Genomic DNA, 26314 nt, shown 5'->3' on the forward strand with positions numbered 1-26314 from the left:
TATGAGTGGTGCCGATAATAGGAGTCGAACCTACGACCTTCGCATTACGAATGCGCTGCTCTACCAACTGAGCTATATCGGCCCTGAGAGGCCGGTTACGAGTGTAACCACGGGGCAAAAGGTTAGATCTATCCGGGTGATGCGTCAATGCCCTTTTGAATCAAACGGCTATTTTTGCATCACCCGTGATTATTTACGCACGAATCGTATCGTCGCCGAAGCCGATCCACTTGTACGTGGTCAGCGCTTCCAGCCCCATCGGACCGCGGGCGTGCAGTTTCTGCGTGCTGACCGCCACCTCAGCGCCGAGGCCGAACTGGCCGCCGTCGGTGAAGCGGGTGGAGGCATTCACATACACCGCAGAGGAATCCACTTCGTTCACGAAGCGATCGGCATTGCGCAGCGTACGCGTCAGGATGGCGTCAGAATGCTGCGTGCCATGCTCACGGATGTGCGCAATCGCGTCGTCAAGATCGCTCACGATTTTCACGTTCAGATCCAGTGACAGGAACTCGTCGTCGTACTGCTCCGCGTTGACGGGAACGACGTTAGCCGGGCCATCCTGCAGCAGCGCGAGCGCACTGGCGTCAGCATGCAGCGTCACGCCGCTCTCGGCCATCTGCTTGCTCAGGGCTGGCAGGAAGGTGTTTGCGATGCCCTGATGCACCAGCAGCGTTTCCACGGTGTTACAGGTGCTTGGACGCTGGGTCTTCGCGTTCACGATAATCTTCAGCGCCGGTGCAATCTCAGCGCTGTCGTCTACCACGATATGACACACGCCAATACCGCCGGTGATCACCGGGATCGTCGACTGCTCGCGGCACAGCTTGTGCAGGCCCGCGCCGCCGCGTGGGATCAGCATGTCGATGTATTTGTCCATGCGCAGCATTTCGTTGACCAGCGCGCGGTCCGGGCTCTCAATTGCCTGCACGGCACCCGCTGGTAAGCCACACTCTTCCAGCGCCTGCTGAATGACTTTCACCGTCGCGGCGTTGGTGCGCCAGGTCTCTTTACCACCGCGCAGAATCGCGGCGTTGCCGGTTTTCAGGCACAGGGAGGCGACATCCACCGTCACGTTTGGACGGGCTTCATAAATAACGCCGATAACGCCGAGCGGCACGCGACGGCGCTCCAGGCGCAAACCGCTGTCCAGCAGCCCACCGTCAATCACCTGCCCTACCGGATCGGCCAGATTGCAGACCTGACGAACATCGTCGGCGATGCCTTTCAGGCGGGCCGGGGTCAATGCCAGGCGGTCGAGCATCGCTTCGCTCAGACCGTTGCGACGCGCTTCCAGTAAATCCTGCTCGTTGGCGAGCAAAATCTCCTGGGACTGAGATTCCAGATAATCAGCGATTTTTTCCAGCACGCGGTTTTTCTCGCGGCTGGAAAGGAGCGCCAGTTTGTAAGAGGCGGCCTTCGCGGCGACGCCCATTTGTTCCAGCATGTTCTGGCTCCTTAACGAATAATCATGTCATCGCGATGCACGGCAACCGGGCCATATTCATAGCCCAGAATGGCGTCGATCTGCTGCGAATGGTGACCCGCGATGCGGCGCAGGGCATCGCTGTTATAGCGGCTTACGCCGTGGGCGATGTCGCGACCTTCGAGGTTACGGATACGGATCACTTCACCACGGGAGAAGTTGCCTGTCACGCTTTTAATTCCTTTAGGAAGTAATGAACTTCCTCGTTCCAGAATCGCGGCGGTCGCCCCTTCATCAACGACGAGTTCGCCCGCAGGCGGCGCGCCAAATATCCAGCGTTTACGGTTTTCCAGCGGAGATTCCTGGGCGTGGAAGCGGGTGCCAACGGAGATGCCTTCCATCACGTCGCCAATCACGCCAGGGCGGCTGCCCGCGGCAATGATGGTGTCGATACCGGCGCGGCACGCCACGTCGGCGGCCTGCAGCTTGGTCCCCATGCCGCCCGTTCCGAGGCCGGACACGCTGTCACCGGCGATGGCGCGCAGCGCATCGTCGATGCCGTGAACGTCGGTAATCAGCTCGGCTTCCGGGTTAGCGCGCGGATCGGCGGTGAACAGCCCCTGCTGATCGGTCAGAAGCAGTAATTTATCGGCGCCAGCCAGAATGGCGGCCAGCGCAGAGAGGTTATCGTTATCACCCACTTTGATTTCAGCGGTAGCAACGGCATCGTTCTCATTAATGACCGGAACGATATTGTTGTCCAGCAGCGCGCGCAGAGTATCGCGGGCGTTCAGGAAGCGCTCTCTGTCTTCCATATCCGCACGCGTCAGCAGCATCTGCCCGACGTGGATGCCATAGATAGAGAACAGCTGTTCCCAGAGTTGAATGAGTCGGCTTTGTCCCACGGCGGCCAGCAGCTGTTTAGAGGCGATCGTCGCGGGGAGTTCGGGGTAACCCAGGTGTTCACGCCCAGCGGCAATCGCCCCGGAGGTCACAATTACAATACGATGCCCTGCGGCATGTAACTGAGCGCACTGACGTACAAGCTCAACAATGTGGGCGCGATTTAGGCGGCGCGATCCGCCTGTTAACACACTGGTACCGAGTTTTACCACCAGCGTCTGGCTGTCACTCATGATTCTCTGCCGTTCAACGATAAGGGAAAGTAATGTCGAACGAACGTTTTAGCAGGAGTCAGCCCCGTTGCCAACTGCCTTAGCACATCGCGAAACACTTTGTTGCGCGGGATCAGGAAGCGTAGCGGGAGAATTTGACACTTTTATTACCGAAATAATAAATCACAGTTTTTTAAAATTATTCTTAGTTTGTCATAAAAGTTTCATTCCAGAACGATAAAACCCTTCCTGTTTTTTCACGGGACTTAAGCATGAGCTTATCGTCCAGCGAATTTTTTAGCGCGTTTATAAGACAGGATCGAAAATGAAAAAGAGCACTCTGGCATTAATGGTTATGGGCGTAGTGGCTTCTGCATCCGTTCACGCAGCTGAAGTTTATAATAAAGATGGTAATAAGCTGGACGTGTACGGCAAAGTGAAAGCCATGCACTACATCAGCGATGATGCCACCAAAGATGGCGATCAGACTTACGTTCGTTTCGGTTTTAAAGGCGAAACCCAGATTAACGATCAGCTGACGGGCTATGGTCGTTGGGAATCTGAATTTGCGGGTAACAAAGCCGAGAGCGACTCCTCTCAGAAAACCCGTCTGGCGTTCGCAGGCCTGAAGCTGAAAAACTTTGGTTCTCTGGATTACGGTCGTAACCTGGGTGCGCTGTATGACGTCGAAGCATGGACCGACATGTTCCCTGAGTTCGGCGGCGACTCTTCCGCGCAGACCGATAACTTCATGACCAAGCGTGCGACCGGTCTTGCCACCTACCGCAACACCGACTTCTTCGGCGCGGTTGACGGCCTGGACATGACCCTGCAGTACCAGGGTAAAAACGAAAACCGTGATGCCAAGAAGCAGAACGGTGACGGTTTTGGTACCTCTCTGAGCTATGACTTCGGCGGCAGCGATTTCGCCGTCAGCGGTGCTTACACTAACTCTGACCGCACCAACGCGCAGAACCTGCTGGCGCGTGGTCAGGGGCAGAAAGCCGAAGCCTGGGCTACCGGTCTGAAATATGACGCGAACGATATTTATCTGGCAGCGATGTATTCAGAAACCCGCAATATGACGCCAATTTCTGGCGGATTTGCCAATAAAGCGCAGAACTTTGAAGTGGTCGCACAATATCAGTTCGACTTCGGTCTGCGTCCGTCCCTGGGTTATGTCCAGTCTAAAGGCAAAGATATCGAAGGTATTGGTGACGAAGATCTGGTGAAATATATTGACGTTGGCGCGACCTATTACTTCAACAAAAATATGTCCGCGTTTGTTGATTATAAAATTAACCAGATTGACGACGATAATAAACTGGGCGTGAGCAGCGATGATATCGTTGCCCTGGGTATGACCTACCAGTTCTAAGATTATCCGAATAAGAAAATCCCGGCAGATAAGCCGGGATTTTTTTTGCCCGGTGGCGCTGCGCTTACCGGGCCTACGGGATAGTGCATTTTGTAGGCCGGGTAAGGCGAAGCCGCCACCCGGCGCTGTGACGCTATCAGGCAGTCAGCTTCACCGCTTCGCTGGAAAAATCATCCGCTGGCTCGAACTTAAGATCCAGGGTGGCCAGCAGTGCGCTCGCTTTGTCGTGAAACTCTTTCAGGGTATATTCCAGGCGATCGATCACTTCCTGATCTTTAATGGTGGTGGCCTGCCAGTTACCGTCTTTATTAAACAGGCCAAACTGGTAGCTATACGTAAAGCGTTTTTCCTCTGCTTCCATTTCCATCCACCAGCCCCAGAATTCACGTTTTTCGGGTGCAGGCTTCACGTTGACGCATACAGCCAGGCAGTCGAAAAAAAAGCGATTCTCTTCACACTGCTCTTCTCGAATATACGGGCCAAGAGCCATGAACTTCTTAATCAATCTACTTTTCGGGTGTCCACTCGGTAACGTCATTGCGATCTCCTTTTGTGAAGCCACTGTTTTACCAAACCAGCGAAATTTAGCAATCTATTAACACAATCTCTGAGCGATCCAGCGCGTAATCTCCTTCAGAGCTTTATCGAAATTCTGATAGACCGGGCTGAACGGCACCTCAAGCAGTTTGCCATCCGCAGATGACGACGTGATTAAGCGCGACTCTTCTTCCGGACTGAACGGATCGTTTTTCCAGAACCCCGACAGCATCGGCGTCGGGCAGCGACGTCCCAACAACCCTTGCGTTTTTAACGAGTAGCGATTGAGCTCAACGCGCAGCGCTTCGTCTGATGCATCATGCATGCCAAGACGGCTGGCCAGCACATCAAGGTACATTTCGGGCACGCTCCCCTGGCGTGCGGGATCGCTGAGCAGGGCGTGAACGACCGGTCCAAGGCAGGCGACAGCTTTCAGGCGGGAGGATTCAAGGTAAGCCAGACGCACCGCGACGTTTGCGCCAAAGCGGAAGCCGAATGCCGCCACGCGGGTGTGGTCAACCCACGGAATGTTTTCCAGCGCTTTTAGCGCATGCTGGTGCAGCAGGCTGGAATCCTGAGTCAATTTCCATTTGGAGGAGAAGCCAATTGAGGGCATATCCAGCGTCAGCATCGCGATCCCTTTTGGTGCGAAGTAGCGCTCATACAGGCTGTAATAGTCAATTTGCAGAGAGTCCAGCCCGCCGCACATCAGCACGGTCGGGAACGGACCTTCACCTTCGGGCATATGCAGGAACCCGGTAACGGGCGCCCCGCCCGGAACAGCGAACTCAAGCTCGCGCATCTGGCCCGGCAGGCGTTGAGCCGCCTCTTCGTAGGCGCGATTCGCCAGCGCCTGCGCCTGTTCAGCCAGCTCATCGCCTTTCAGATGTGGATACGCGGCAATGGCATAGAGGTTGGCCGCATGCAGCCAGTGTTTGCCGCTGCGCGTGGCATCCTCTTCCTGGCTGGCTTTTTGCTGCCAGAGCATCGCCTGTTTAGACCACTCGTAGATCCAGTTTCCGCCACGGTAGCCCACCACCGTATCATAGAGTTCGCTGTCGGTACGCTCGGCTTCACTCATCACGATACGTGCCTGCACATCAAGGATTTCACGGGGGTCGATACCGCGCCAGATCCACATCAGGCGGTTAATCATGCGATACCAGTGAGGCACGTTTTTACCGTCTAACGCAGACTGGACGGCAGGCTGAGTACCCGGATTGAAGCGACGCACCAGCGTCGACGTTTCAGGGTGTTTGAAACGGGGTTTGAAGAGAGTCTCGGTGAGATTCGCCTGCGTCATTGCATTGCCTCCATGAATACGTCGTATAGAGACTATTGTAACGCGCGCCAGACTAAAAAAAACAACGCCCGGCATCACCGGGCGTTAAATTAATTGCGGAACGTGATTAACGACCCGAGATTGGCGGTACGAAGACCACGCCCATATCCCATGGCTGTTCAATCCATGTATCCTGCGGAATATCAATCACGTAATCGTCAACCAGCGGGCGGCCAGCAGGCTTCGCGAAGATAGTGACGAAATGTGCTTTCGGATACATTTCACGGATAGCCACCGCGGTACCGCCGGTATCCACCAGGTCATCAATAACGATGAAGCCTTCACCGTCGCCTTCCGCGCGTTTCAGCACTTTCAGCTCGCGCTGGTTGTCATGGTCATAGCTGGAGATGCAAACGGTATCGACATGACGAATACCCAGCTCACGTGCCAGCAGCGCCCCCGGTACCAGACCGCCACGGCTGACGGCAATAATGCCTTTCCACTGTTCGGAAGGCATCAGACGCGCAGCCAGTTTGCGTGCGTGAATCTGCAACATGTCCCAGGTGACGACGTATTTTTCGCTCATGTGAAGTGTCCCAGCCTGTTTTTATACGGCTTAAAAAGTGTTCGAGGGGGAAATAGGTTGCGCGAGATTATAGAGATCTGACGCACTAAAAACCAGTGTTTAGCGCCCTCTGCCTGAGTTTTTACATGCTTTATGCTACCAGCCAGCAGAGAAAGTGGTATTCTCAGTTTCATCTCGCAAGCCTGACTTGTGGTAACTATTAACCTGCTAACCCTGTGACCTGCAACCCTGTTTGCAGCGCCTCGACAAGGAGACTTATCGTGTCTGAACTGTCTCAACTATCTCCGCAGCCGCTGTGGGATATTTTTGCCAAAATCTGCTCCATTCCACACCCTTCCTACCATGAAGAACAGCTTGCCGAACATATTATGGGCTGGGCGAAGGAAAAAGGTCTGCATGCGGAACGTGACCAGGTTGGCAACATTCTGATCCGCAAACCCGCCACCGCAGGCATGGAAAACCGTAAACCGGTTGTGCTGCAGGCGCACCTGGACATGGTGCCACAGAAGAACAACGACACCGTTCACGACTTCACCAAAGACCCGATTCAGCCGTACATAGACGGCGACTGGGTGAAAGCGCGCGGCACCACCCTGGGTGCGGATAACGGCATCGGTATGGCCTCTGCGCTGGCCGTGCTGGCTGACGACAGCGTTGAGCACGGTCCACTGGAAGTGCTGCTGACCATGACCGAAGAAGCGGGCATGGACGGGGCGTTCGGTCTGCAGGCGAACTGGCTGCAGGCGGATATCCTGATCAACACCGACTCCGAAGAAGAAGGCGAGATCTACATGGGCTGCGCGGGCGGGATTGATTTCATCTCTACCCTGCCGCTGTCACGCGAAGCGATTCCTGCCGGTTTCCAGACCTTCAAGCTGACGCTGAAAGGGCTGAAAGGCGGCCACTCCGGCGGTGATATTCATCTGGGTCTGGGTAACGCCAACAAGCTGCTGACACGCTTCCTGGCAGGCCATGCGGCCGAGCTGGATCTGCGTCTGGTAGACTTCAACGGCGGTACCCTGCGCAACGCGATCCCGCGCGAAGCCTTCGCCACCGTAGCGGTACCAGCGGCAAAAGCCGACGAGCTGAAAAAACTCTCCACCGTGTACCTGGATATCCTGAAAAACGAACTGTCGGCGAAAGAGAAGAACCTGACCGTGGTGCTGGAATCCGTCTCCACGGATAAAGCCGCGCTGACCGTGCAGTCTCGTGACACCTTCGTTCAGCTGCTGAACGCGACGCCAAACGGCGTCATCCGCAACTCTGACGTGGCGAAAGGCGTAGTGGAAACCTCACTGAACGTGGGCGTGGTGACCATGAGCGACGACAGCGCGGAGATCATCTGCCTGATCCGCTCCCTTATCGACAGCGGTAAAGAGTATGTGGTGAGCATGCTGGAATCTCTGGGCACGCTGGCGGGCGCAAAAACCTCCGCCAAAGGCAGCTACCCGGGCTGGCAGCCGGATGCGAGCTCTCCGGTGATGGCACTGGTGCGTGAAACCTACCAGCGTCTGTTCAACAGCACCCCGAACATTCAGGTGATCCACGCCGGTCTGGAATGCGGTCTGTTCAAGAAACCGTATCCGGATATGGATATGGTGTCCATCGGGCCAACCATTACCGGCCCGCACTCGCCGGATGAGCAGGTTCATATCGAAAGCGTCGGTCACTACTGGACGCTGCTGACTGAGCTGCTGAAAGCGATCCCTGCGAAGTAACAGCCTCACCCCGCCCTCTCCCACAGGGAGAGGGTAAAAACGTAGGCCCGGTAAGCGTAGCGCACCGGGCTTTTTTACAATCCCAATACCAGCTGTCGCTCTAACTGCGGATCCAGCAGCGTGACGTGTAATCCCACCAGCCTCACCCCTCGCCCGCCCCGGCGTTCTTCCCATGCCTTTTTTGCCGTCGCGATAAGATCGTCTTTGTTCAGACGCGGCCAGACGTGTTCCTGCGTGGTCTGCTGAAAATCGTTGAATTTGAGCTTGATGCCCTGACGGGCAATCAGCAGGTCCGGTTTTACCTTGCTTAAGCGTCGTTCCAGCTCAGGATAAAGCTGTTCCGTGATAATGGTTTCGCATTCGGACCAGTCATGAATATCTTCAATGAGGGTTCGCTCGACGCCGACGGATTTCCGCAGCCGTTCGCTGTTCACATCGCGATCGTCAATCCCCTGGCTGCGCTCCCACAGCACGCGGCCAAACTTCCCGAAGCGCTTGAGCAGCATGGCGAGGTCGCTTCGCTGCACGTCTTCGCAGGTGCGTAACCCCATGCTTTCCAGCTTTGCGGCGGAGACTTTCCCGACGCCGGGGATTTTGCCAAGCGGCAGCGTTTTTAAAAATGCAGGCACCTCTTCCGGCGTAATGACGTACTGGCCGTTGGGCTTATTTAAATCCGAAGCGATTTTGGCAAGGAATTTAACGGGCGCGACCCCCGCAGATGCCGTCAGGTTCAGCTCGTTGAAAATCGTCTGGCGGATCTCCTGCGCCATCAGCGTGGCGGAGCCGTGGCAGTGCACGCTGTCGGTTACATCGAGATAGGCTTCGTCCAGCGACAGCGGTTCTATCAAAGAGGTATAGCGGGAGAAGATTTCCCGAATATGAAGGGAAGCCTCTTTATAGGCGTCGAACCGCCCGGGCAGAAGCGTGAGATGAGGGCAAAGCTTTAAGGCCATCGCCGTCGGCATGGCGCTTCGCACGCCAAATTTGCGCGCAGGATAGTTGGCGGTGCTGATGACACCACGCTGAACGCGGCTGCCGCCAATGGCGATGGGAATATCCCGCAGCGCCGGGTTGTCTCGCATCTCCACTGCGGCAAAAAAGCAGTCCATATCAACATGGATTATTTTGCGCATAGTAAGCCCTCACTCATCACTGGATAAGTATACAGTAAATAAATGAGGGTTGAGAAGCAGATGTAAGAATGCCGGGTGGCGGCGTTGCCTTACCCGGCCTACAAAAACTTAAATAATGCGCTGCTGCTCGCGCGCCATGCGTTTTTTGCGGGCATCGCACGGTTCCGGGCAGTCGCAGACCTTCTCTATACCAATGGAGGAAATACCGCCGCAGCTGCCCTGAATGCTTTTCCGCTTAACGATCCAGCCTAACGACATGCCGAAGATGACAAGCACAAAAACCACAAAGGTTGCCAGAAACGTCAGCATCATCAGCCTCCAAAGTCATCGAGCATGATGTTCTCATCTTCGACGCCGAGATCTTTCAGCATCTTAATCACGGCGGCGTTCATCATCGGCGGACCACACATATAGAACTCGCAGTCCTCGGGCGCCGGGTGCTGTTTGAGGTAGTTTTCATACAGCACGTTGTGAATGAACCCCGTATAGCCCGTCCAGTTATCTTCCGGCTGCGGATCGGAGAGCGCCACGTGGAAGGTAAAGTTCGGGTTTTCACGTGCCAGTTGTTCAAACTCGTCGTCGTAGAACATTTCGCGCAGCGAGCGCGCCCCGTACCAGAAGCTGATTTTACGCTTGCTGCCGAGCCGCTTGAGCTGGTCAAAGATGTGCGAGCGCATCGGGGCCATGCCGGCACCGCCGCCGATAAAGACCATTTCCGCGTCGGTATCTTTCGCGAAGAACTCACCGAACGGGCCGGAGATGGTCACCTTATCGCCCGGCTTCAGGGACCAGATGTATGATGACATCACGCCCGGCGGCGCATCCGGCACATTCGGTGGCGGCGTGGCGATACGCACGTTGAGCATGATAATGCCCTTCTCTTCAGGATAGTTGGCCATCGAGTAGGCGCGCAGCGTCGGCTCTTTCACCTCAGATACAAAGCGGAAGAGATTGAATTTGTCCCAGTCGGCGCGGTACGCCTGCGGAACGTCAAAGTCCGCATACGCCACGGTATGCTCAGGGCACTCAATCTGAATGTATCCTCCGGCGCGGAACGGGACATCTTCCCCTTTCGGCACCCGCAGCTTCAGCTCTTTGATAAAGGTAGCTTTGTTATCATTAGAGATAACTTCACATTCCCATTTTTTGACGCCGAAAATCTCTTCCGGCAGTTCAATCTTCATGTTCTGACGCACTGCGACCTGACAGGCCAGACGGCAGCCCTCTTTTGCCTCACGCTTTGTGATATGCGACAGCTCGGTGGGCAGAATATCGCCGCCACCCTCTTTTACCGTCACGCGGCACTGCCCGCAGGAGCCGCCGCCGCCGCAGGCCGAGGAGACAAAAATACCGTTACCGGACAGCGTGTTGAGCAGCTTATCTCCCGCAGGGGTGCGGATCTGATTCTGCGGATCGTCGTTAATATCAATCACCACGTCGCCGGAATTCACCAGCTTCGCCCGCGCCGCCAGAATGAGCCCTGACAGCACCAGTACAATCAGCGTGAACATCACCACGCCAAGAATAATTTCCATCTGTTAGCCCTTATAGCTGCACACCGGAGAAGGACATGAAGCCCAGCGCCATCAGCCCGGTGGTGATAAAGGTGATCCCTAAGCCACGCAGGCCTGCAGGCACGTTGGCATATTTCATTTTTTCGCGGATCCCCGCCATGGTGACAATCGCCAGCATCCAGCCGATGCCGGAGCCGAAACCGTACACCACGGATTCACTGAAGTTGTAATCACGCTGAACCATAAACGAGACGCCGCCGAAGATGGCGCAGTTCACCGCGATCAGCGGCAGGAAGATCCCCAGCGCGTTGTACAGCGACGGGAAGTACTTATCGAGGATCATCTCCAGGATTTGCACCAGCGCGGCAATCACGCCAATAAAGGTGATGAAGTTCAGGAAGCTGAGGTCAACCCCTTCCACCAGCGCGCCGTCCCGCAGCACAAAGTTGTAGACCAGATTGTTAATCGGTACAGATAAGCCAAGCACCACGGTGACCGCGATACCCAGCCCAAATGCCGTCGACACTTTTTTGGACACCGCAAGGAACGTACACATGCCGAGGAAAAACGCGAGCGCCATGTTTTCAACAAACACCGCGCGCACAAACAAACTCAGGTAATGAGCCATCGTCGGTTACTCCTTTTCCTGCTGTTCTGGTCTCAAGGTACGAATCAGCCAGATCAACAAACCGATAATGAAAAATGCGCTGGGAGCCAGCAGGAACAGGCCGTTTGGCAGATACCATCCACCGTTTTGCACCGTGTCCAGCACCGTGATGCCAAACAGCTTACCGCTGCCAATCAACTCACGCAGGAAGCCAACGGTCAGCAGGATCACACCGTAGCCGAGGCCGTTACCGATACCGTCCATAAAACTCGCCAGCGGCGGCATTTTCATGGCGTAGGCTTCCGCACGCCCCATCACAATACAGTTGGTGATGATCAGCCCGACAAATACCGAGAGCTGTTTGGAGGTTTCATAGGCGAAGGCGCGCAGCAGCTGATCGACCACGATCACCAGCGAGGCGATGATCGCCATCTGCACGATGATCCTCACGCTGTTGGGAATGTGGTGGCGGATCATCGAGATAAACATGCTCGAAAATGCCGTGACCAGCGTGACCGCCAGCGTCATCACCACCGCCGTTTCCAGCTTGGTCGTCACCGCCAGGGCTGAACAGACGCCCAGCACCTGCAGCGTAATCGGGTTATTGGCCAGCAGTGGGCCAATGAGCACCTTTTTGACTTCTTTCAGTTCACCGGTATCAGCCATTGTTCAGCGCTCCTTCACGTACGTTTTTCAGGAAAGGACCAAAACCCAGCTCGCCCATCCAGAAATCAAAACTGTGCTGCACGCCTTTGGAGGTGAGCGTGGCGCCGGACAGCCCGTCGACGGCGTAGTCGTCACCGGGACGTGCCGCCCCTTTCATCACCTTCAGCGCAGGCAGACCGTTATCGTCGAGCACTTTCTTACCGATAAACTGTGCCCGCCAGTTCGGGTTTTCTACTTCGCCACCCAGCCCCGGCGTTTCGCCCTGGTCGTAATACGTAATGCCTTTTACGGTACGGCCATCCGTATCAAGCGCCACAAAGGCATACATCATTGACCACAGGCCGTTGCCGTAGACAGGAAGCACCACTTCCTGAATGCGTTTTTGGGGGTCACGCACCAGATAAATTTCGGCGAGATTGCTGCGGCGCTTAATCCCGGCGGGATCTTGCGATGCTTCGAGCGTCAGGCTCATCTGCGGATCTTTCAGCGCCAGCGCCTGGTTATACTTCGCCGGATCTTTATCCAGCAGCTGACCGGTTTTCAAATCCACCAGACGCGGTGAGATACGCTCCGCAAATACCGCCGAGACGTCGTCTGCACTCATCCCTTCCTGCATCAACCCGGCCACGGCCAGTATGTTGCGCTGTTTATCCAGCGCACGTTGCGCCTGCTGCAGGGGTTTTAACCCCACGGCAGAGCCGGCCACGACAATCGAACAGACCAGACAGAGCACCAGCACCACCAGCAGCGTTTTGCTGATACTGTCGTTATTTTTAACTTCAGCCACGCGCCTTCCTCCGCTTAATGTTGGCCCGCACCACCAGGTAATCGAAGAGTGGCGCAAACAGGTTGGCAAACAGAATGGCCAGCATCATTCCTTCCGGGTACGCCGGGTTGACCACGCGGATCAGGACACACATCGCGCCAATGAGCACGCCATAGCTCCATTTACCTTTGTCCGTAAACGAGGCTGAGACGGGGTCGGTTGCCATGAACATCATGCCAAACGCGAAGCCACCCAGTACCAGATGCCAGTACCAGGGCATGGAGAACATTGGGTTGGTGGTCGAACCGATAACGTTGAACATCGTTGCGGTCAGCACCATGCCGATCATCACGCCCGCCACAATTCGCCAGGAGGCCACGCGCCCAAACAGGATGATCGCTCCACCAATCAAAATCATCAGCGTTGAAACTTCACCAATGGAACCCGGAATGTTGCCAATAAAGGCATCAAACCAAGTTACAGGCTGACCCGTCGCGTTGTTCACCAGCGTTTCGCCGCCGTGTGCCGCCCACTGTGAAAGCGGCGTCGCGCCGGAAAAACCGTCAGCCGCCGTCCAGACCAGGTCGCCGGAGATTTGCGCCGGATAGGCAAAGAAGAGGAACGCACGCCCCGCCAGCGCCGGGTTAAGGAAGTTCCGCCCGGTGCCGCCGAAGATCTCTTTGGCAATGACCACGCCAAAGCTGATGCCCAGCGCTGCCTGCCAGAGCGGTAGCGTCGGGGGAACAATCAGGGCAAACAGAATAGAGGTCACGAAGAAGCCTTCGTTGATCTCATGTTTACGGATGATGGCAAACAGCACTTCCCAGAAGCCGCCCACGATAAAGACCGTGATGTAAATCGGCAGGAAGAACACCGCCCCCAGCGTCATCATGCTCACCCAGCCCGCGTCTGGCGCAAAGCTCACCCCTAACCACTGGGCCAGACGGTAGTGCCAGTCAGACTGAAGCACCTGCGCCAGCTGCTGCGCATCGTACATGTGGTGCAGCGCCGGAATGGTCTGCAGACCGACGTTGTACATCCCCCAGAACATCGCCGGGAAGACCGCAAACCACACCAGGATCATCATCCGCTTAAGGTCGATGGCGTCACGGACGTGCGCCGCTCCTCTCGTCACCAGCCCCGGCGTGTAGAAAATGGTCGCCGTGGCTTCATACAGCGGGTAGTACTTTTTGAGCTTCCCTTCGGTAAAGTGCGGCTCAATTTTTTCAAAGAGGTGTTTTAAGCCCATCGGTTATCCTTCCTGCTCAATGCGGGTTAACACCTCGCGCAATACCGGTCCATATTCGTATTTTCCCGGACAGACATAGGTACAGAGCGCCAGATCTTCTTCGTCCAGTTCCAGACAGCCCAGCGCCTGCGCGCTGTCGGTATCGCCAGCGAGCAGATCGCGCAACAGCATGGTCGGCAGAATATCCAGCGGCATGACGCGCTCGTAGTTGCCAATCGGGACCATAGCGCGCTCGCCGCCGTGCGTACTGGTCGAGAAGCTAAACAGCTTATTACGCAGGAAGTGCCCCAGCGTGGTACGGGTGACGGAGTATTTTTCCGCACCGGGCAGCACCCAGCCGAACAGCTCTTTCTCGCGGCCTTCCTGCACAATGCTGACCTGCAAATGGAAACGTCCCAGATAGGCGTGCGCCTGCACGGCATGGCGGCCACTGAGGACCGAACCGGAAATCAGCCGGTTTTCGCCTGCTTTGGTTTCTTCGTTCAGCAGTTCATTGATATCCGCGCCAATCAGCGTCTTCACCAGACGCGGGTTTGTAGCCTGCGGCCCACCGATGGCGATGATGCGTTCCGCGCGAAGCTCTCCGGAGGTGAAGAGCGTACCGATGGCGATGACGTCCTGATAATTAAGATGCCAGACCTGTTTCGTCAGGCTCACCGGCTCAAGGAAATGGATGTGCGTCCCGACCAGACCCGCCGGATGCGGGCCAGCAAACTCATTAAACGTGACCTGCCCCTGAGGATGACCGCCAAGCTTGCCGCCACCGGCCTGGCAAACGTGGACTTTTCCCGACGTCAAACGGGTTAAAACGGCAAGCCCGGCATCAAAAGCTTTGCGCTGTGCCAGGATAACCGGCTGCGGATCCACGCTGAGCGGGTTGGTATCCATTGCTGTGACGAAAATCGCGGCCGGTTCCGTGCCGGGAACCGGGGATTTACTGAAGGGACGCGTGCGAAACGCGGTCCATAAACCGGACGCCAGAAGCTGAGCCTGAACAGCCTCACGGCTCAGCGACGCGAGATCTGCGGCATCGTAACGGGCGAATTCACGCTGTTCATCGCCTTCAATGCGGATCACAACCGACTGCAGAACGCGCCGTTCGCCACGGTTGATCGCCACAACGGTGCCGCTCGCGGGGGCTGTAAACATCACGCCGGGATTTTTTTTGTCCTCAAAGAGCGCCTGGCCTTTGATCACGCGATCGCCTTCCTGTACCAACATCGAAGGACGCATTCCCAGGTAGTCGTCGCCCACAATGGCGACATGACGGACACTTGCGCCTGTCGAAACGTGCTGCGCGGGCACGCCTGCAATCGGCAGATCAAGTCCTTTTTTGATTTTAAACATGTGGTTAGCAGGTTTCCATGAACAACAATCCAGTGGCCGCGAAGTGTAACATTTTCCCCTTCTCGCGGGCAGCGAATCCGCCGTCGCGCGCGCCAAATTGCGAGCTAATGCGCAAAGTTCCTGGAGCCATCGCGATTTTGATGGTTTATAAAGTAAAACTAATTTGTAAACTCACCGCCCGGCTCTTGCGAAAATCTATAGCGGTGCTAATGTGAGCGCTCCTAACAGAATAATCTGATTTCGGGTCTCTTTTGCCGTCCTGGCAAGTTGGTCATGGTTTTATCAAGGAACTAGTAGTATGCGTAAAATCGCATTGTTCATTGCGATGCTTCTGATTCCGTGCATGTCGTTTGCCGGACTGCTCAGCAGTAATAGCTCAACGACGCCGATCAGCAAAGAATATAAACAGCAGTTAATGGGATCGCCGGTTTATATTCAGATCTTCAAGGAAGAACGCACTCTCGATCTGTTTGTAAAAATGGGTGAGACGTATCAGCTGCTTGATAGCTACAAAATCTGTAACTACTCCGGTGGATTAGGGCCAAAACAGCGTCAGGGCGATTTCAAAAGTCCGGAAGGGTTCTACAACGTTCAGCGTAGCCAGCTCAAACCAGACAGCCGTTTCTATAAAGCCATCAATATCGGTTTCCCGAATGCCTATGACCGTGCACACGGTTATGAAGGTAAATACCTGATGATCCACGGTGCCTGCGTGTCTATCGGCTGCTACGCGATGACCGATTCCGGCATTGATGAGATTTTCCAGTTTGTCACCGGCGCGTTGGTCTTTGGTCAGCCAAACGTTCAGGTCAGCATCTATCCGTTCCGCATGACGGATGCCAACATGGCGCGTCACAAGTACTCGTACTACGCGGATTTCTGGAAACAGCTGAAACCCGGCTATGACTACTTCGAGCAGACTCACAAGCCGCCTGTTGTCTCGGTTGTGGATGGCCGTTACGTGGTCAGCAAGCCGCTGAGCCACGAAGTTGTCCATCCACAGCTGGCGTCAAATTACACGGTCCCCGAGACAAAATAGCACCCACTCGCCTGGCATAATCTTTTGCCAGGTTTCGTTGCCCGTCAGCGGCTGCGTTGCAATAACAGTGACCACATCGTTCGGTGTGGTCTCCTTCTGAAAGTCTATCTCCACATCCTGATCGAGCAGCGTTGCCACGCCAAACGGCGCACGTCGGGTGATCCAGAACAAATTCGTCGAGCAGAACGCCATCACATAGCGGCCATCAGAGAGCAGCATGTTGAACACGCCTTTTTCGCGTAGCTCGGTCGCCAGCGTTGCGATGTATTTAAACACGGCAGCCATGTTGCCTGGCGTGCGGGGATAGCGCTCCGTCAGCTTGTGCAGCAGCCAGCAAAAGGCTTTTTCACTGTCGGTTTCGCCTACCGGGCGGAAATTGCCCGTCTCCAGCGACTTATAGCCCATAAGTTGCCCGTTGTGCGCGTAGGTCCAGTTACGCCCCCACAGCTCACGGGTAAACGGATGGGTATTTTCCAGCGCCACTTCGCCACGGTTGGCCTGGCGAATGTGGGCGATCACCGAGCGGGACTTGATGGGATAGTCCTGCACCAGTTTGGCAATCGGTGAGTTAAAGCTGGGCTGTGGATCTTTGAACGTGCGACACCCTTTGCCTTCGTAGAAGGTGATGCCCCAGCCGTCTTTATGCGGCCCGGTTCCCCCACCGCGCTGAACCAGCCCGGTGAAACTAAAGCAGATATCGGTTGGCACATTGGCGCTCATCCCGAGCAGTTCGCACATACATCACCTCCACAACAGCGGGGGGCACCGGCGCCCCCCAGCGAAGTCTTACTTAGCCATCTCTTTTTCGATCAGCTGGATCAGGATGTGGATCACTTTGATGTGAATTTCCTGAATGCGGTCAGCATAACCGAAGTGCGGAACGCGAATTTCAACATCCGCCGTACCGTCCATCTTACCGCCATCTTTGCCCGTCAGGGTGATGACTTTCATCCCTTTTTCACGCGCGGCGGCGATCGCTTTGATCACGTTGCCGGAGTTGCCGGAGGTAGAGATCCCCAGCAGCACATCGCCTTCACGGCCTACCGCTTCAACGTAGCGGGAGAAGATGTGGTCGTAACCGAAGTCGTTGCCTACGCAGGAGATGTGGCTCACGTCGGAAATCGCAATCGCCGGGTAGCCAGGACGGTTTTCGCGATAGCGTCCGGTCAGCTCTTCTGCGAAGTGCATCGCGTCACAGTGAGAGCCGCCGTTACCGCAGGAGAGCACTTTGCCACCCGCTTTGAAGCTGTCGGCCAGCAGGACCGCCGCGCGCTGAATAGCGTGAATATTGGCATCATCTTTCAGAAAGTTCGCCAGCGTTTCCGCCGCTTCGTTCAGTTCGTTACGAATAAGATCCTGGTACATGAGGATAATCCTTCAGTATTGATGAAATAACACAGTGGAGTGTACCGGATAGCGGGAAAAGCGAGAAGCTAAAGCCATGCGAAACGTCCGGCGTTTTGCTTTTTCGTGCCGGGTAAAACACGAACAATGTGAACCAGGTTGTAATTATTTTGTAAACACATTGCTAAAGGAAATAACATCAACTACAACCATATCATCACAAGTGGTCAGACCTCCTACAAGCAAGGGAGCTTTTCTTTATGATGATTTTGAGCATTCTCGCAACCGTTGTTCTGCTCGGTGTGTTGTTCTATCACCGCGTCAGTTTATTCCTGAGCAGCCTGATTCTTCTGGCCTGGACGGCTGCGCTTGGCGTCGCAGGTCTCTGGACTATCTGGCTTTTAGTCCCTCTTGCCATCATCCTTCTGCCGTTTAACTTTGCCCCGATGCGTAAATCAATGATCTCTGCACCGGTGTTCAAAGGCTTCCGCAAGGTGATGCCGCCCATGTCGCGTACTGAAAAAGAGGCGATTGATGCGGGCACCACCTGGTGGGAAGGCGACCTGTTCCAGGGCAATCCAGACTGGAAAAAGCTGCATAACTATCCGCAGCCGCGTCTGACCGCGGAAGAGCAGGCGTTTATTGACGGCCCGGTAGAAGAAGCCTGCCGTATGGCGAACGACTTTGCCATCACCCATGAAATGGCCGATCTGCCGCCAGAGCTGTGGGCGTACCTGAAAGAGCATCGCTTCTTCGCGATGATCATTAAGAAAGAGTACGGCGGTCTGGAATTCTCCGCTTACGCTCAGGCTCGCGTGCTGCAAAAGCTGGCAGGCGTTTCCGGCATCCTGGCGATTACCGTTGGCGTACCAAACTCCTTAGGCCCGGGCGAGCTGCTGCAGCATTACGGTACGGAAGAGCAGAAAGATCATTACCTGCCGCGTCTGGCTCGCGGTCAGGAAATTCCTTGCTTCGCGCTGACCAGCCCGGAAGCAGGCTCCGATGCGGGCGCGATTCCGGATACCGGCGTGGTCTGCATGGGCGAGTGGCAGGGCGAGCAGGTGCTGGGCATGCGCCTGACCTGGAACAAGCGTTATATCACGCTGGCCCCTATCGCCACCGTGCTGGGTCTGGCCTTTAAGCTCTCTGACCCGGAAAGACTGCTGGGCGGCGAAGAAGATCTGGGCATTACCTGTGCATTGATCCCAACCTCCACCCCGGGCGTCGAGATTGGTCGTCGTCACTTCCCGCTGAACGTGCCGTTCCAGAACGGTCCAACCCGCGGCCAGGATATCTTTGTGCCGATTGATTACATCATCGGTGGTCCAAAAATGGCCGGTCAGGGCTGGCGTATGCTGGTGGAATGTCTGTCGGTGGGCCGCGGCATTACCCTGCCGTCGAACTCAACCGGCGGTCTGAAGTCGGTGGCGATGGGGATTGGTGCCTACGCGCACATCCGCCGTCAGTTCAAAATCTCCATCGGCAAGATGGAAGGTATCGAAGAGCCGCTGGCGCGTATCGCGGGCAACGCCTACGTGATGGACGCTGCCGCCACGCTGATTACCTACGGTATTATGCTGGGCGAAAAACCGGCCGTACTGTCGGCCATTGTGAAGTACCACTGTACCCACCGCGCGCAGCAGTCAATTATTGACGCGATGGATATCGCGGGCGGTAAAGGCATTATGCTCGGCGAAGGCAACTTCCTGGCGCGCGGCTATCAGGGCGCACCGATTGCCATCACCGTTGAAGGGGCAAACATCCTGACCCGCAGCATGATGATCTTCGGTCAGGGCGCAATTCGCTGCCATCCATACGTGCTGGAAGAGATGGCCGCGGCGCAGAACAACGACGTGGATGCCTTCGATAAGCTGCTGTTCAAACATATCGGTCACGTGGGCAGCAACAAGGTGCGCAGCTTCTGGCTGGGCCTGACGCGCGGTCTTACCAGTTCGACGCCAACCGGCGATGCAACCAAACGTTATTATCAGCATCTGAACCGTCTGAGCGCCAACCTGGCCCTGCTGTCCGACGTTTCCATGGCGGTACTGGGCGGCAGCCTGAAGCGTCGCGAACGTATCTCTGCCCGTCTGGGCGATGTGCTGAGCCAGATCTTCCTGGCCTCTGCGGTCCTGAAACGTTACGACGACGAAGGCCGTCAGGAAGCGGATCTGCCCCTGGTGCACTGGGGCGTGCAGGATGCGTTGTATCAGGCTGAACAGGCGATTGACGATCTGCTGGCGAACTTCCCGAACCGCTTCGTGGCAGGCGCCCTGCGCGTGGTGATCTTCCCGACAGGTCGTCACCATCTGGCACCGTCCGACAAGCTGGACCACAAAGTGGCGAAGATCCTGCAGGTTCCGAGCGCAACCCGTTCCCGTATCGGTCGCGGTCAGTACCTGGCACCGACGCCGCATAACCCGGTGGGTCTGCTGGAAGAGGCGCTGCTGGACGTGATGGCCGCCGATCCGATTCACCAGAAGATCTGTAAACAGCTGGGCAAAAACCTGCCGTTTACCCGTCTGGACGAACTGGCAAAACAGGCGCTGGCCGGTGGCATTATCAATAAAGATGAGGCCGCTCTGCTGGTGAAAGCCGAAGAGAGCCGTCTGCGCAGTATTAACGTGGATGATTTCGAACCGGACGAGCTGGCGACGCAGCCGGTAAAGCTGCCGGAGAAGCACCGTAAACCTGAAGCGGCATAACGCGTTTCGCTTACCTAAACCCCGCCTCGCGCGGGGTTTTTTATTGCCACATTTTCTCGTTATGTCGTGCTACAGTGTCAAAAAGTGGTCGTTTGAGGAGTCTGTATCGTGCCTGGTCTGAAGATTTCTATTTTGCAGCAACCTTTAGTGTGGATGGATGGCCCCGCCAACCTGCGCCACTTCGATCGTCAACTCGAAGACATTACCGGGCGCGATGTGATTGTCCTGCCGGAAATGTTCACCACCGGCTTCGCCATGGAAGCGGCAAAACAGTCAATGCCGCAGGATGAGGTGGTTGCATGGATGCATGCCAAAGCGCAGCAGACTAATGCGCTGATCGCCGGCAGCGCCGCCCTGCAGACCGAACGCGGGCCGGTGAACCGCTTCCTGCTGGTCGAGCCGGAAGGGAACGTTCATTTTTACGATAAACGCCACCTGTTCCGCATGGCGGATGAGCACCATCACTATGAAGCCGGTAACGCGCGCGTGGTGTTCGAATGGCGCGGCTGGCGTATTCTGCCGCTGGTCTGCTACGACCTGCGCTTCCCGGTGTGGTCGCGTAACCGCAACGATTACGACCTGGCGCTATATGTGGCCAACTGGCCTGCACCGCGCTCCCTGCACTGGCAGTCGCTGCTCGTGGCGCGCGCGATTGAGAACCAGGCGTACGTGGTGGGCTGCAACCGCGTGGGGACGGACGGCAACGGGCATCACTATCGCGGCGACAGCCGGGTGGTGAATCCGCAGGGCGAGATCATCGCCACCGCCGAGCCGCATCAGGCGACGCGTATTGATGCGGAGCTGTCCTTGACGGCGCTGAAGGAGTACCGGGAGAAGTTTCCGGCGTGGCAGGATGCGGATCCTTTTAGCATTCAGTGAAAAAAAAGCCGGGTGGCGGCTACGCCTTACCCGGCCTACCAATGTTGCTCGCTTCTTTTAACTCACCAACGCCTGCCCGTCTTTGCGGCTTTCCGTCGCGGCCACGTAGTGTCCTTCCGGCAGGCGGTAAATCACCTGCGCACCACCGAAGTTGTAATCCTGAAGCGGATCTTCCACCACAATTTGATGCCCGCGCTCGCGCAGCGCGGCAATCGTGTTGCGATCGAACGTCGATTCAACGATCACCTCCCTGCCCTGCACCACGCGCCAGCGCGGCGCATCGATTGCCGCCTGCGGGTTTTGCCCGTGCAGCATGATGCGCAGCGCCATCTGCATGTGCCCCTGCGCCTGCATCGGGCCGCCCATCACGCCGAAGGACATCAGCGGCTTGCCGTTGCCGTCCATCGCAAAGCCCGGAATGATGGTGTGGAACGGGCGCTTGCTCCCCGCCAGCGCGTTCGGGTGCTTCGGATCCAGCACAAATCCGCAGCCCCGGTTTTGCAGGCTGATCCCCGTATCCGGCACCACAATGCCTGAACCGAAGCCCATATAGTTGGACTGAATAAACGAGACCATCATCCCGCTGGCGTCCGCGGTGCTGATGTAGACCGTGCCGCTCTGCGTCGGGGAACCGTAGACAAAATCAGATGCGCTGTCGTGGTTGATCAGCGCCGCGCGCGACTTCAGGTAATGGTCGCTCAGCAGCTCTTTCGCCGCGAACGCCATGTGTGCTTCGTCCGCCACGTAGCGGTCGAGATCCGCCAGCGCCAGCTTCATTGCCTCGATAGAGAGATGCAGAGACTGCACGGAATCCGGATGATGCTTCTCAATGCCGCACTGCTCAAGAATGCCGAGCGCAATCAGCGTGGCGATCCCCTGCCCGTTTGGCGGCAGCTCCTGCACCGAGCCGCCCGCAAAGTCGCGTGACAGCAGTTCTACCCAGTCCACGCGGTGGTTGGCCAGATCCTCGGCCGTCAGGTGCGCGCCATGCTCTCTGGCGAAGGCGGCAATTTTCTGCGCCAGCTCACCGCGGTAAAAGGCTTCGCCGTTGGTGCGGGCAATCAGCTCAAGCGAGCTCGCCTGCGCCGGGTTACGGAAGATCTCCCCCACGCGCGGGGCGCGGCCTTCCGGGGCGAAACAGGCGCTGAAGCCCGGCTGATCTTTCAGCTTGTTATAGCCGCGCTGCCAGAGATGCCCAATCAGCGGGGAGACCGGGAAGCCGTTGCGCGCGTAGTCAATGGCGGGCTGCGCCAGGGTGGTCAACGGCAGCGTGCCGAAGCGTTCCGCCAGGGCGACCCAGCCGGATACCGCCCCCGGCACGGTCACCGCGTCCCAGCCGATTTCGGGCACCGCCGTTTTACCGGCAAACAGATCCGCATGCCAGCTCGCAGGCGAACGGCCGGACGCGTTGAGGCCGTGAAGCTTTTCACCGTCCCAGACGATGGCAAAGGCGTCGCTGCCGATCCCGTTGCCGGTCGGCTCAACCACCGTTAGCGCCATCGCGGCGGCAATGGCCGCATCCACGGCATTCCCGCCCAGCTGCAGCATCTTCATTCCCGCCTGCGCCGCCAGCGGCTGCGAAGTGGCAACAGCGTTATGGCCCAGCATCGGCGGACGGCGTGAAGCGTAACCGGACGTAAAATCAAGCGCTTTGGTCATCATGACTCCTTAGTCGTGGCGCGGATCGAGCGCATCGCGCAGCCCGTCGCCGAGTAAATTGAAGCCCTGCACGGCAAGGAAAATCGCCACGCCGGGGAAAATGGACATCCACGGGGCCTGCTCAAGAAAACCTTTGGCGGTGTTGAGCATGGAGCCCCAGGACGGATTGGGCGGCTGCTGTCCCAGCCCCAAAAACGACAGGCTGGCTTCAGCGATTATCGCCGAGGCAATCGCCAGCGTGGCCTGCACCAGAATCGGCGACATCACGTTGGGCAGAACGTATTTGATGATGATCCAGCGATCCGGCAGGCCAATTGCCCGCGCGCCGTCGATGTACTCTTCGTTGCGAATGGCGATCACCTGGCCGCGCGTCAGGCGGGCGAAGATCGGCATCGCGGAAAGGCCGATGGCGATCATCGCGTTGGTCAGGCTCGGGCCCAAAAACGCCCCCAGCGCGATCGCCATGATCAGGAACGGGCAGGCCAGCAGCGCCTCGATCACGCGCGAGATGACGCCGTCCCAGATTTTCTGGAAGTAACCCGCCACCAGCCCCAGCGGCACGCCGATAACCACGGCAATCACCACAGACATACAGCCCGCCATCAGCGAGGTGCGCGCTCCCCAGATAATGCGGGATAGGATGTCTCGCCCCAGCTCGTCGGTGCCGAACCAGTACATCGCCGACGGCGCTTTGCGCACCGCCAGGAAGTTGGCTTTGACCGGGTCGAACGGGGCGATCCACGGCGCCAGCAGCGCCACCAGCACAAAGAATCCCACCACTGCCGCGCCAATGACCGCGCTTTTATTGGCGAGGAATTTTTTCAATACCCGGTTTTGCGCCCGCGGCAGTGCGGGCGCAACGGTTTGTGTCGTCAGTTCCGCCATCGTTAGCCTCGCATTTTCGGGTTGATAAGGACGTAAAGCACGTCGGCCAGCAGGTTGAGCATCAGGAAGCCGATGGCGACGATCAGCACCACGCCCTGCACCACCGCGTAATCACGGTTAAATACCGAATCGACGATCATCTTGCCGAAGCCCGGAATGGTGAACACCTGCTCGGTCAGCACCGCGCCGCCCAGCAGTTCGCCAAACAGCAGCGTGGTGAGGGTAATCACCGGCACCAGCGCGTTGCGAAAGGCGTGCTTCAGGATCACCGCCTTCGGCAGCAGCCCTTTCGCCCGCGCGGTGCGGATGTAATCCGCTTTCAGCACGGCAATCATCGAGGCGCGGGTGTGGCGCATCAGCGTCGCCGCCAGGCCGGTTCCGAGCACGGACGCGGGCAGCAGCAGCGTGCGCAGGTTCTGGAGCGGGTCTTCACTGAACGGCACGTAACCGGACGCGGGGAGCCACTGCAGGTTTACCGAAAAGACCAGAATCAACAGGATCCCCAGCCAGAAGTGCGGGATCGAGATCCCCGAGATCGCCACGAAGTTCGCCCCGTGATCGACCCAGCTGTTTTTGTTCACCGCCGCGAGGATCCCCATGCTGATGCCAAACACCAGTGCGATAATCATCGCCAGCAGCGACAGCTCAAGCGTCACCGGCAGCTTGCTGGCAATCAGCTGCGTCACCGGCTCGTGCGTGCGTAAGGAGACGCCCAGATCGCCCTGCAGCGCCCGCGTCAGCCAGTGGAAATACTGCACCGGGATCGGGGCATCGAGGTTCAGCTCCGCACGCAGCTGAGCGATGACCGCCGGGTCGCGCTCCTCGCCTGCCATGGCGATCAGCGGGTCGCCAGGCAGCAGCTTTTGCAGCCCAAACACCATCATGCTCACCAGCAACAGCGTCGGGACGGCCAGCAGCAGACGTTTGCAAATCAGTTCCAGCATGGGCTCTCCTCAGGACACTTATTTCGCAAGCGTTAAGCCAGCCAGACGCACGATGCCGTCCGGGTACGGCTTAAAGCCCTGCACGCTTTTGTTCAGGCCAAAAATACGCGGCTCGAAGTAGAGGTAGGCAATCGGCATGTCGGTTTGCAGCTGCTTCACCACCTTGTCGTACAGCGGCTGGCGCGCGGCCTGGTCGGTACTCTGGCGCGCCTGGGTCAGCCACTCATCGACCTGCGCGTTGCTGTAGCGGCCGTCGTTCAGAGTGCCTTTGCTGTTGATAAAGCCGTAGATGCTGCCGTCCGGATCCGGGCGCCCCGACCAGCCGGAGAAGCTCAGCTGATAGTCCCCGCTCTGCTGGCGGTCCAGCAGCGTGGCGAATTCGGTCATCTGCAGGTTCAGGTTAAAGCCTGCCTCGGCGACCATCGCCTGCAGCACCTGCCCCACCTGCTGCGAGGTTGGGTTGTTCGGCACCAGCAGGTTGACGGTCAGCGGCGCGGTGACGCCTGCCGCTTTGAGCAGGGCTTTGGCTTTATCGACGTCACGCGGCGGGACCGGCAGGTTGACGTGATACGGACTCACCGTGGAAAACGCCTGGTTGGCTGGCGTATACAACCCTTCAAAGACCACCTGGTTTAGCGCATCGCGGTCGATGGCCTGAGAAAACGCCTCGCGTACTCGAGCGTCCTTGAACGGATCGTTGGCGGGCACCTTGCCGTTATTGATGTTGAAAGTGATGCCCTGATAGCCCAGACCGGTCACCTTCGCCAGCGCCAGCTTGCTGTCGGCTTCGACGGTTTTAACATCGCTGGCGGCGATGCCTTCGGTCAGATCGAGATCGCCCGCGCGCAGGTTCGCGAGGCGCACGGAGGCATCCGGGATCGGCAGATAGATAATTTTGTCGAAGTGGTAGGCATCTTTGTTCCAGTAGTTGTCGAAGCGGGTCAGAACGATGCGGTCCTGGGACACGCGGCTGTCGAATTTATACGGGCCGGAACAGACCGGATGGGCGGCAAAGTCAGGCTTTTTTGCCGCTTCAGGGGCCATCATGGCGCCCGCACGGTCGGTGAGCTGCATCAGCAGTGCCGCATCCGGCGTTTTCAGGTGCAGGGCAATCTGCATCGGACCGGTGACCTCGACCGATTCAACGGAGGAGATCTCGCTTTTACGCAGGGAGCCTTTTAAGGTCAGGGCGCGGTCGAGGTTGTATTTTGCCGCGGCGGCATCGAATTTCTCACCGTCGTGGAAGGTCACGCCTTCGCGCAGGTTGAGCGTCAGGGTTTTACCGTCGTCACTCCACGCCCAGTCTTTGGCCAGACCGGGGACGACCTTCAGGTTTTCATCCACATCCACCAGCCTGTCGCACAGGGAGGCAAAGACGAAGCGGCCATAGTAGGTGCGCGCCAGATGCGGGTCGAGCATGTCCGGGTCAGCCCCCAGGCCAATACGCAGCACGCTTTCAGAATGGGCGGGCAGCGCCGCGCCAAGCAACATAACACTTCCCAGTACGGTCAAAAGAGAATTACGCATTGTCATTA

General features: G+C 57.3%; 24 protein-coding genes and 1 tRNA gene. 5 read left to right on the forward strand and 20 right to left on the reverse strand.

The genetic code is table 11. The features are described from left to right. Window positions 1-6: 6 nt before the first annotated feature. The 3 genes from LLF79_RS10940 to proB form a co-directional block, all read right to left on the reverse strand. Window positions 7-82, reverse strand: a tRNA-Thr gene (locus LLF79_RS10940). A 111-nt stretch (window positions 83-193) separates the two neighbouring features. Then, window positions 194-1447 (reverse strand): glutamate-5-semialdehyde dehydrogenase, encoded by a 1254-nt coding sequence (proA, locus tag LLF79_RS10945; protein ID WP_059364037.1) that lies wholly within the window; start codon window positions 1445-1447, stop codon window positions 194-196. Between the two features lie 11 nt (window positions 1448-1458). Next, window positions 1459-2562: a glutamate 5-kinase gene (proB, locus tag LLF79_RS10950; RefSeq protein ID WP_021242883.1), complete on the reverse strand. Its 1104-nt coding sequence runs from the start codon at window positions 2560-2562 to the stop codon at window positions 1459-1461. Window positions 2563-2866: 304 nt separating this feature from the next. Here proB and phoE point away from each other — a divergent pair, with 304 nt between their 5' ends. Further along, complete coding sequence (phoE, locus tag LLF79_RS10955) at window positions 2867-3919, forward strand: phosphoporin PhoE (RefSeq protein ID WP_008501878.1); 1053 nt, start codon at window positions 2867-2869, stop codon at window positions 3917-3919. A gap of 136 nt (window positions 3920-4055) precedes the next feature. Here the strand turns inward: phoE and crl are convergent, their stop codons facing one another. The 3 genes from crl to gpt all read right to left on the reverse strand — a co-directional run bounded on the left by crl (window position 4056) and on the right by gpt (window position 6324). Then, a complete protein-coding gene (gene crl / locus LLF79_RS10960; protein ID WP_008500249.1) occupies window positions 4056-4457 on the reverse strand; it encodes a sigma factor-binding protein Crl in 402 nt (133 codons plus the stop codon). 57 nt (window positions 4458-4514) lie between these two features. Then, window positions 4515-5759, reverse strand: coding sequence for an esterase FrsA (gene frsA, locus LLF79_RS10965; protein ID WP_008500250.1), 1245 nt, complete (start codon window positions 5757-5759; stop codon window positions 4515-4517). A 106-nt stretch (window positions 5760-5865) separates the two neighbouring features. Continuing rightward, entirely contained in the window at window positions 5866-6324 is a 459-nt protein-coding gene (gpt, locus tag LLF79_RS10970; protein WP_003863205.1) for a xanthine phosphoribosyltransferase, read from the reverse strand. Window positions 6325-6584: 260 nt separating this feature from the next. Between gpt and pepD the strand changes: the two genes are divergently transcribed. Next, window positions 6585-8042, forward strand: a complete 1458-nt coding sequence (gene pepD / locus LLF79_RS10975; protein WP_227879527.1) for a cytosol nonspecific dipeptidase — start codon at window positions 6585-6587, stop codon at window positions 8040-8042. 74 nt (window positions 8043-8116) lie between these two features. On the opposite strand, the gene dinB is transcribed toward pepD, so the two are convergent. From dinB to LLF79_RS11015, 8 genes are all read right to left on the reverse strand, one after another. Further along, window positions 8117-9175 carry a DNA polymerase IV gene (gene dinB, locus LLF79_RS10980; protein WP_008500252.1) on the reverse strand — a complete coding sequence of 353 codons (1059 nt, stop codon included), beginning with the start codon at window positions 9173-9175 and terminating at the stop codon, window positions 8117-8119. Window positions 9176-9283: 108 nt separating this feature from the next. Next, window positions 9284-9487, reverse strand: coding sequence for a (Na+)-NQR maturation NqrM (nqrM, locus tag LLF79_RS10985; protein ID WP_227879528.1), 204 nt, complete (start codon window positions 9485-9487; stop codon window positions 9284-9286). Further along, window positions 9487-10710, reverse strand: coding sequence for an NADH:ubiquinone reductase (Na(+)-transporting) subunit F (gene nqrF / locus LLF79_RS10990; protein ID WP_023293209.1), 1224 nt, complete (start codon window positions 10708-10710; stop codon window positions 9487-9489). The genes nqrM and nqrF overlap by 1 nt, the downstream gene beginning before the upstream one ends. Before the next feature lie 10 nt (window positions 10711-10720). Further along, window positions 10721-11317: an NADH:ubiquinone reductase (Na(+)-transporting) subunit E gene (gene nqrE / locus LLF79_RS10995; RefSeq protein ID WP_008500255.1), complete on the reverse strand. Its 597-nt coding sequence runs from the start codon at window positions 11315-11317 to the stop codon at window positions 10721-10723. Window positions 11318-11323: 6 nt separating this feature from the next. After that, entirely contained in the window at window positions 11324-11962 is a 639-nt protein-coding gene (locus LLF79_RS11000; RefSeq protein WP_008500256.1) for an NADH:ubiquinone reductase (Na(+)-transporting) subunit D, read from the reverse strand. Next, a complete protein-coding gene (locus LLF79_RS11005; RefSeq protein ID WP_023293210.1) occupies window positions 11955-12749 on the reverse strand; it encodes a Na(+)-translocating NADH-quinone reductase subunit C in 795 nt (264 codons plus the stop codon). The genes LLF79_RS11000 and LLF79_RS11005 overlap by 8 nt, the downstream gene beginning before the upstream one ends. Further along, window positions 12742-13977: an NADH:ubiquinone reductase (Na(+)-transporting) subunit B gene (locus LLF79_RS11010; RefSeq protein ID WP_032654792.1), complete on the reverse strand. Its 1236-nt coding sequence runs from the start codon at window positions 13975-13977 to the stop codon at window positions 12742-12744. The genes LLF79_RS11005 and LLF79_RS11010 overlap by 8 nt, the downstream gene beginning before the upstream one ends. A gap of 3 nt (window positions 13978-13980) precedes the next feature. Next, the gene (locus tag LLF79_RS11015) at window positions 13981-15324 is read right to left on the reverse strand and encodes a Na(+)-translocating NADH-quinone reductase subunit A (RefSeq protein WP_227879529.1); all 1344 of its coding nucleotides are present in this window, start codon (window positions 15322-15324) and stop codon (window positions 13981-13983) included. Window positions 15325-15622: 298 nt separating this feature from the next. Between LLF79_RS11015 and dpaA the strand changes: the two genes are divergently transcribed. Continuing rightward, entirely contained in the window at window positions 15623-16363 is a 741-nt protein-coding gene (gene dpaA, locus LLF79_RS11020) for a peptidoglycan meso-diaminopimelic acid protein amidase (protein WP_008500261.1), read from the forward strand. Here the strand turns inward: dpaA and LLF79_RS11025 are convergent. Further along, window positions 16334-17101: a class II glutamine amidotransferase gene (locus tag LLF79_RS11025; protein ID WP_045416800.1), complete on the reverse strand. Its 768-nt coding sequence runs from the start codon at window positions 17099-17101 to the stop codon at window positions 16334-16336. The genes dpaA and LLF79_RS11025 overlap by 30 nt on opposite strands. Before the next feature lie 48 nt (window positions 17102-17149). Continuing rightward, window positions 17150-17728 (reverse strand): D-sedoheptulose 7-phosphate isomerase, encoded by a 579-nt coding sequence (gene lpcA, locus LLF79_RS11030; RefSeq protein WP_021242877.1) that lies wholly within the window; start codon window positions 17726-17728, stop codon window positions 17150-17152. A 239-nt stretch (window positions 17729-17967) separates the two neighbouring features. Between lpcA and fadE the strand changes: the two genes are divergently transcribed. Both fadE and LLF79_RS11040 read left to right on the forward strand, forming a co-directional pair. Beyond that, a complete protein-coding gene (gene fadE, locus LLF79_RS11035) occupies window positions 17968-20412 on the forward strand; it encodes an acyl-CoA dehydrogenase FadE (RefSeq protein WP_063418659.1) in 2445 nt (814 codons plus the stop codon). 108 nt (window positions 20413-20520) lie between these two features. After that, window positions 20521-21291: an amidohydrolase gene (locus LLF79_RS11040; RefSeq protein ID WP_227879530.1), complete on the forward strand. Its 771-nt coding sequence runs from the start codon at window positions 20521-20523 to the stop codon at window positions 21289-21291. Between the two features lie 57 nt (window positions 21292-21348). Here LLF79_RS11040 and LLF79_RS11045 read toward each other — a convergent pair whose 3' ends face one another. Genes LLF79_RS11045 through LLF79_RS11060 form a run of 4 tightly spaced genes read right to left on the reverse strand, consistent with a single transcriptional unit; the run spans window position 21349 to window position 26312 of the window. After that, window positions 21349-22950, reverse strand: a complete 1602-nt coding sequence (locus LLF79_RS11045) for a gamma-glutamyltransferase family protein (RefSeq protein WP_227879543.1) — start codon at window positions 22948-22950, stop codon at window positions 21349-21351. A gap of 9 nt (window positions 22951-22959) precedes the next feature. Next, window positions 22960-23835 carry an ABC transporter permease gene (locus LLF79_RS11050; RefSeq protein ID WP_023326740.1) on the reverse strand — a complete coding sequence of 292 codons (876 nt, stop codon included), beginning with the start codon at window positions 23833-23835 and terminating at the stop codon, window positions 22960-22962. A 2-nt stretch (window positions 23836-23837) separates the two neighbouring features. Then, window positions 23838-24779, reverse strand: a complete 942-nt coding sequence (locus LLF79_RS11055) for an ABC transporter permease (protein ID WP_008500268.1) — start codon at window positions 24777-24779, stop codon at window positions 23838-23840. An 18-nt stretch (window positions 24780-24797) separates the two neighbouring features. Beyond that, the gene (locus tag LLF79_RS11060) at window positions 24798-26312 is read right to left on the reverse strand and encodes an ABC transporter substrate-binding protein (RefSeq protein ID WP_023343412.1); all 1515 of its coding nucleotides are present in this window, start codon (window positions 26310-26312) and stop codon (window positions 24798-24800) included. Window positions 26313-26314: the final 2 nt, after the last annotated feature.

Source organism: Enterobacter cloacae complex sp. 2021EL-01169 (assembly GCF_020733125.1).
Classification (GTDB): Bacteria; Pseudomonadota; Gammaproteobacteria; order Enterobacterales; family Enterobacteriaceae; genus Enterobacter; species Enterobacter roggenkampii.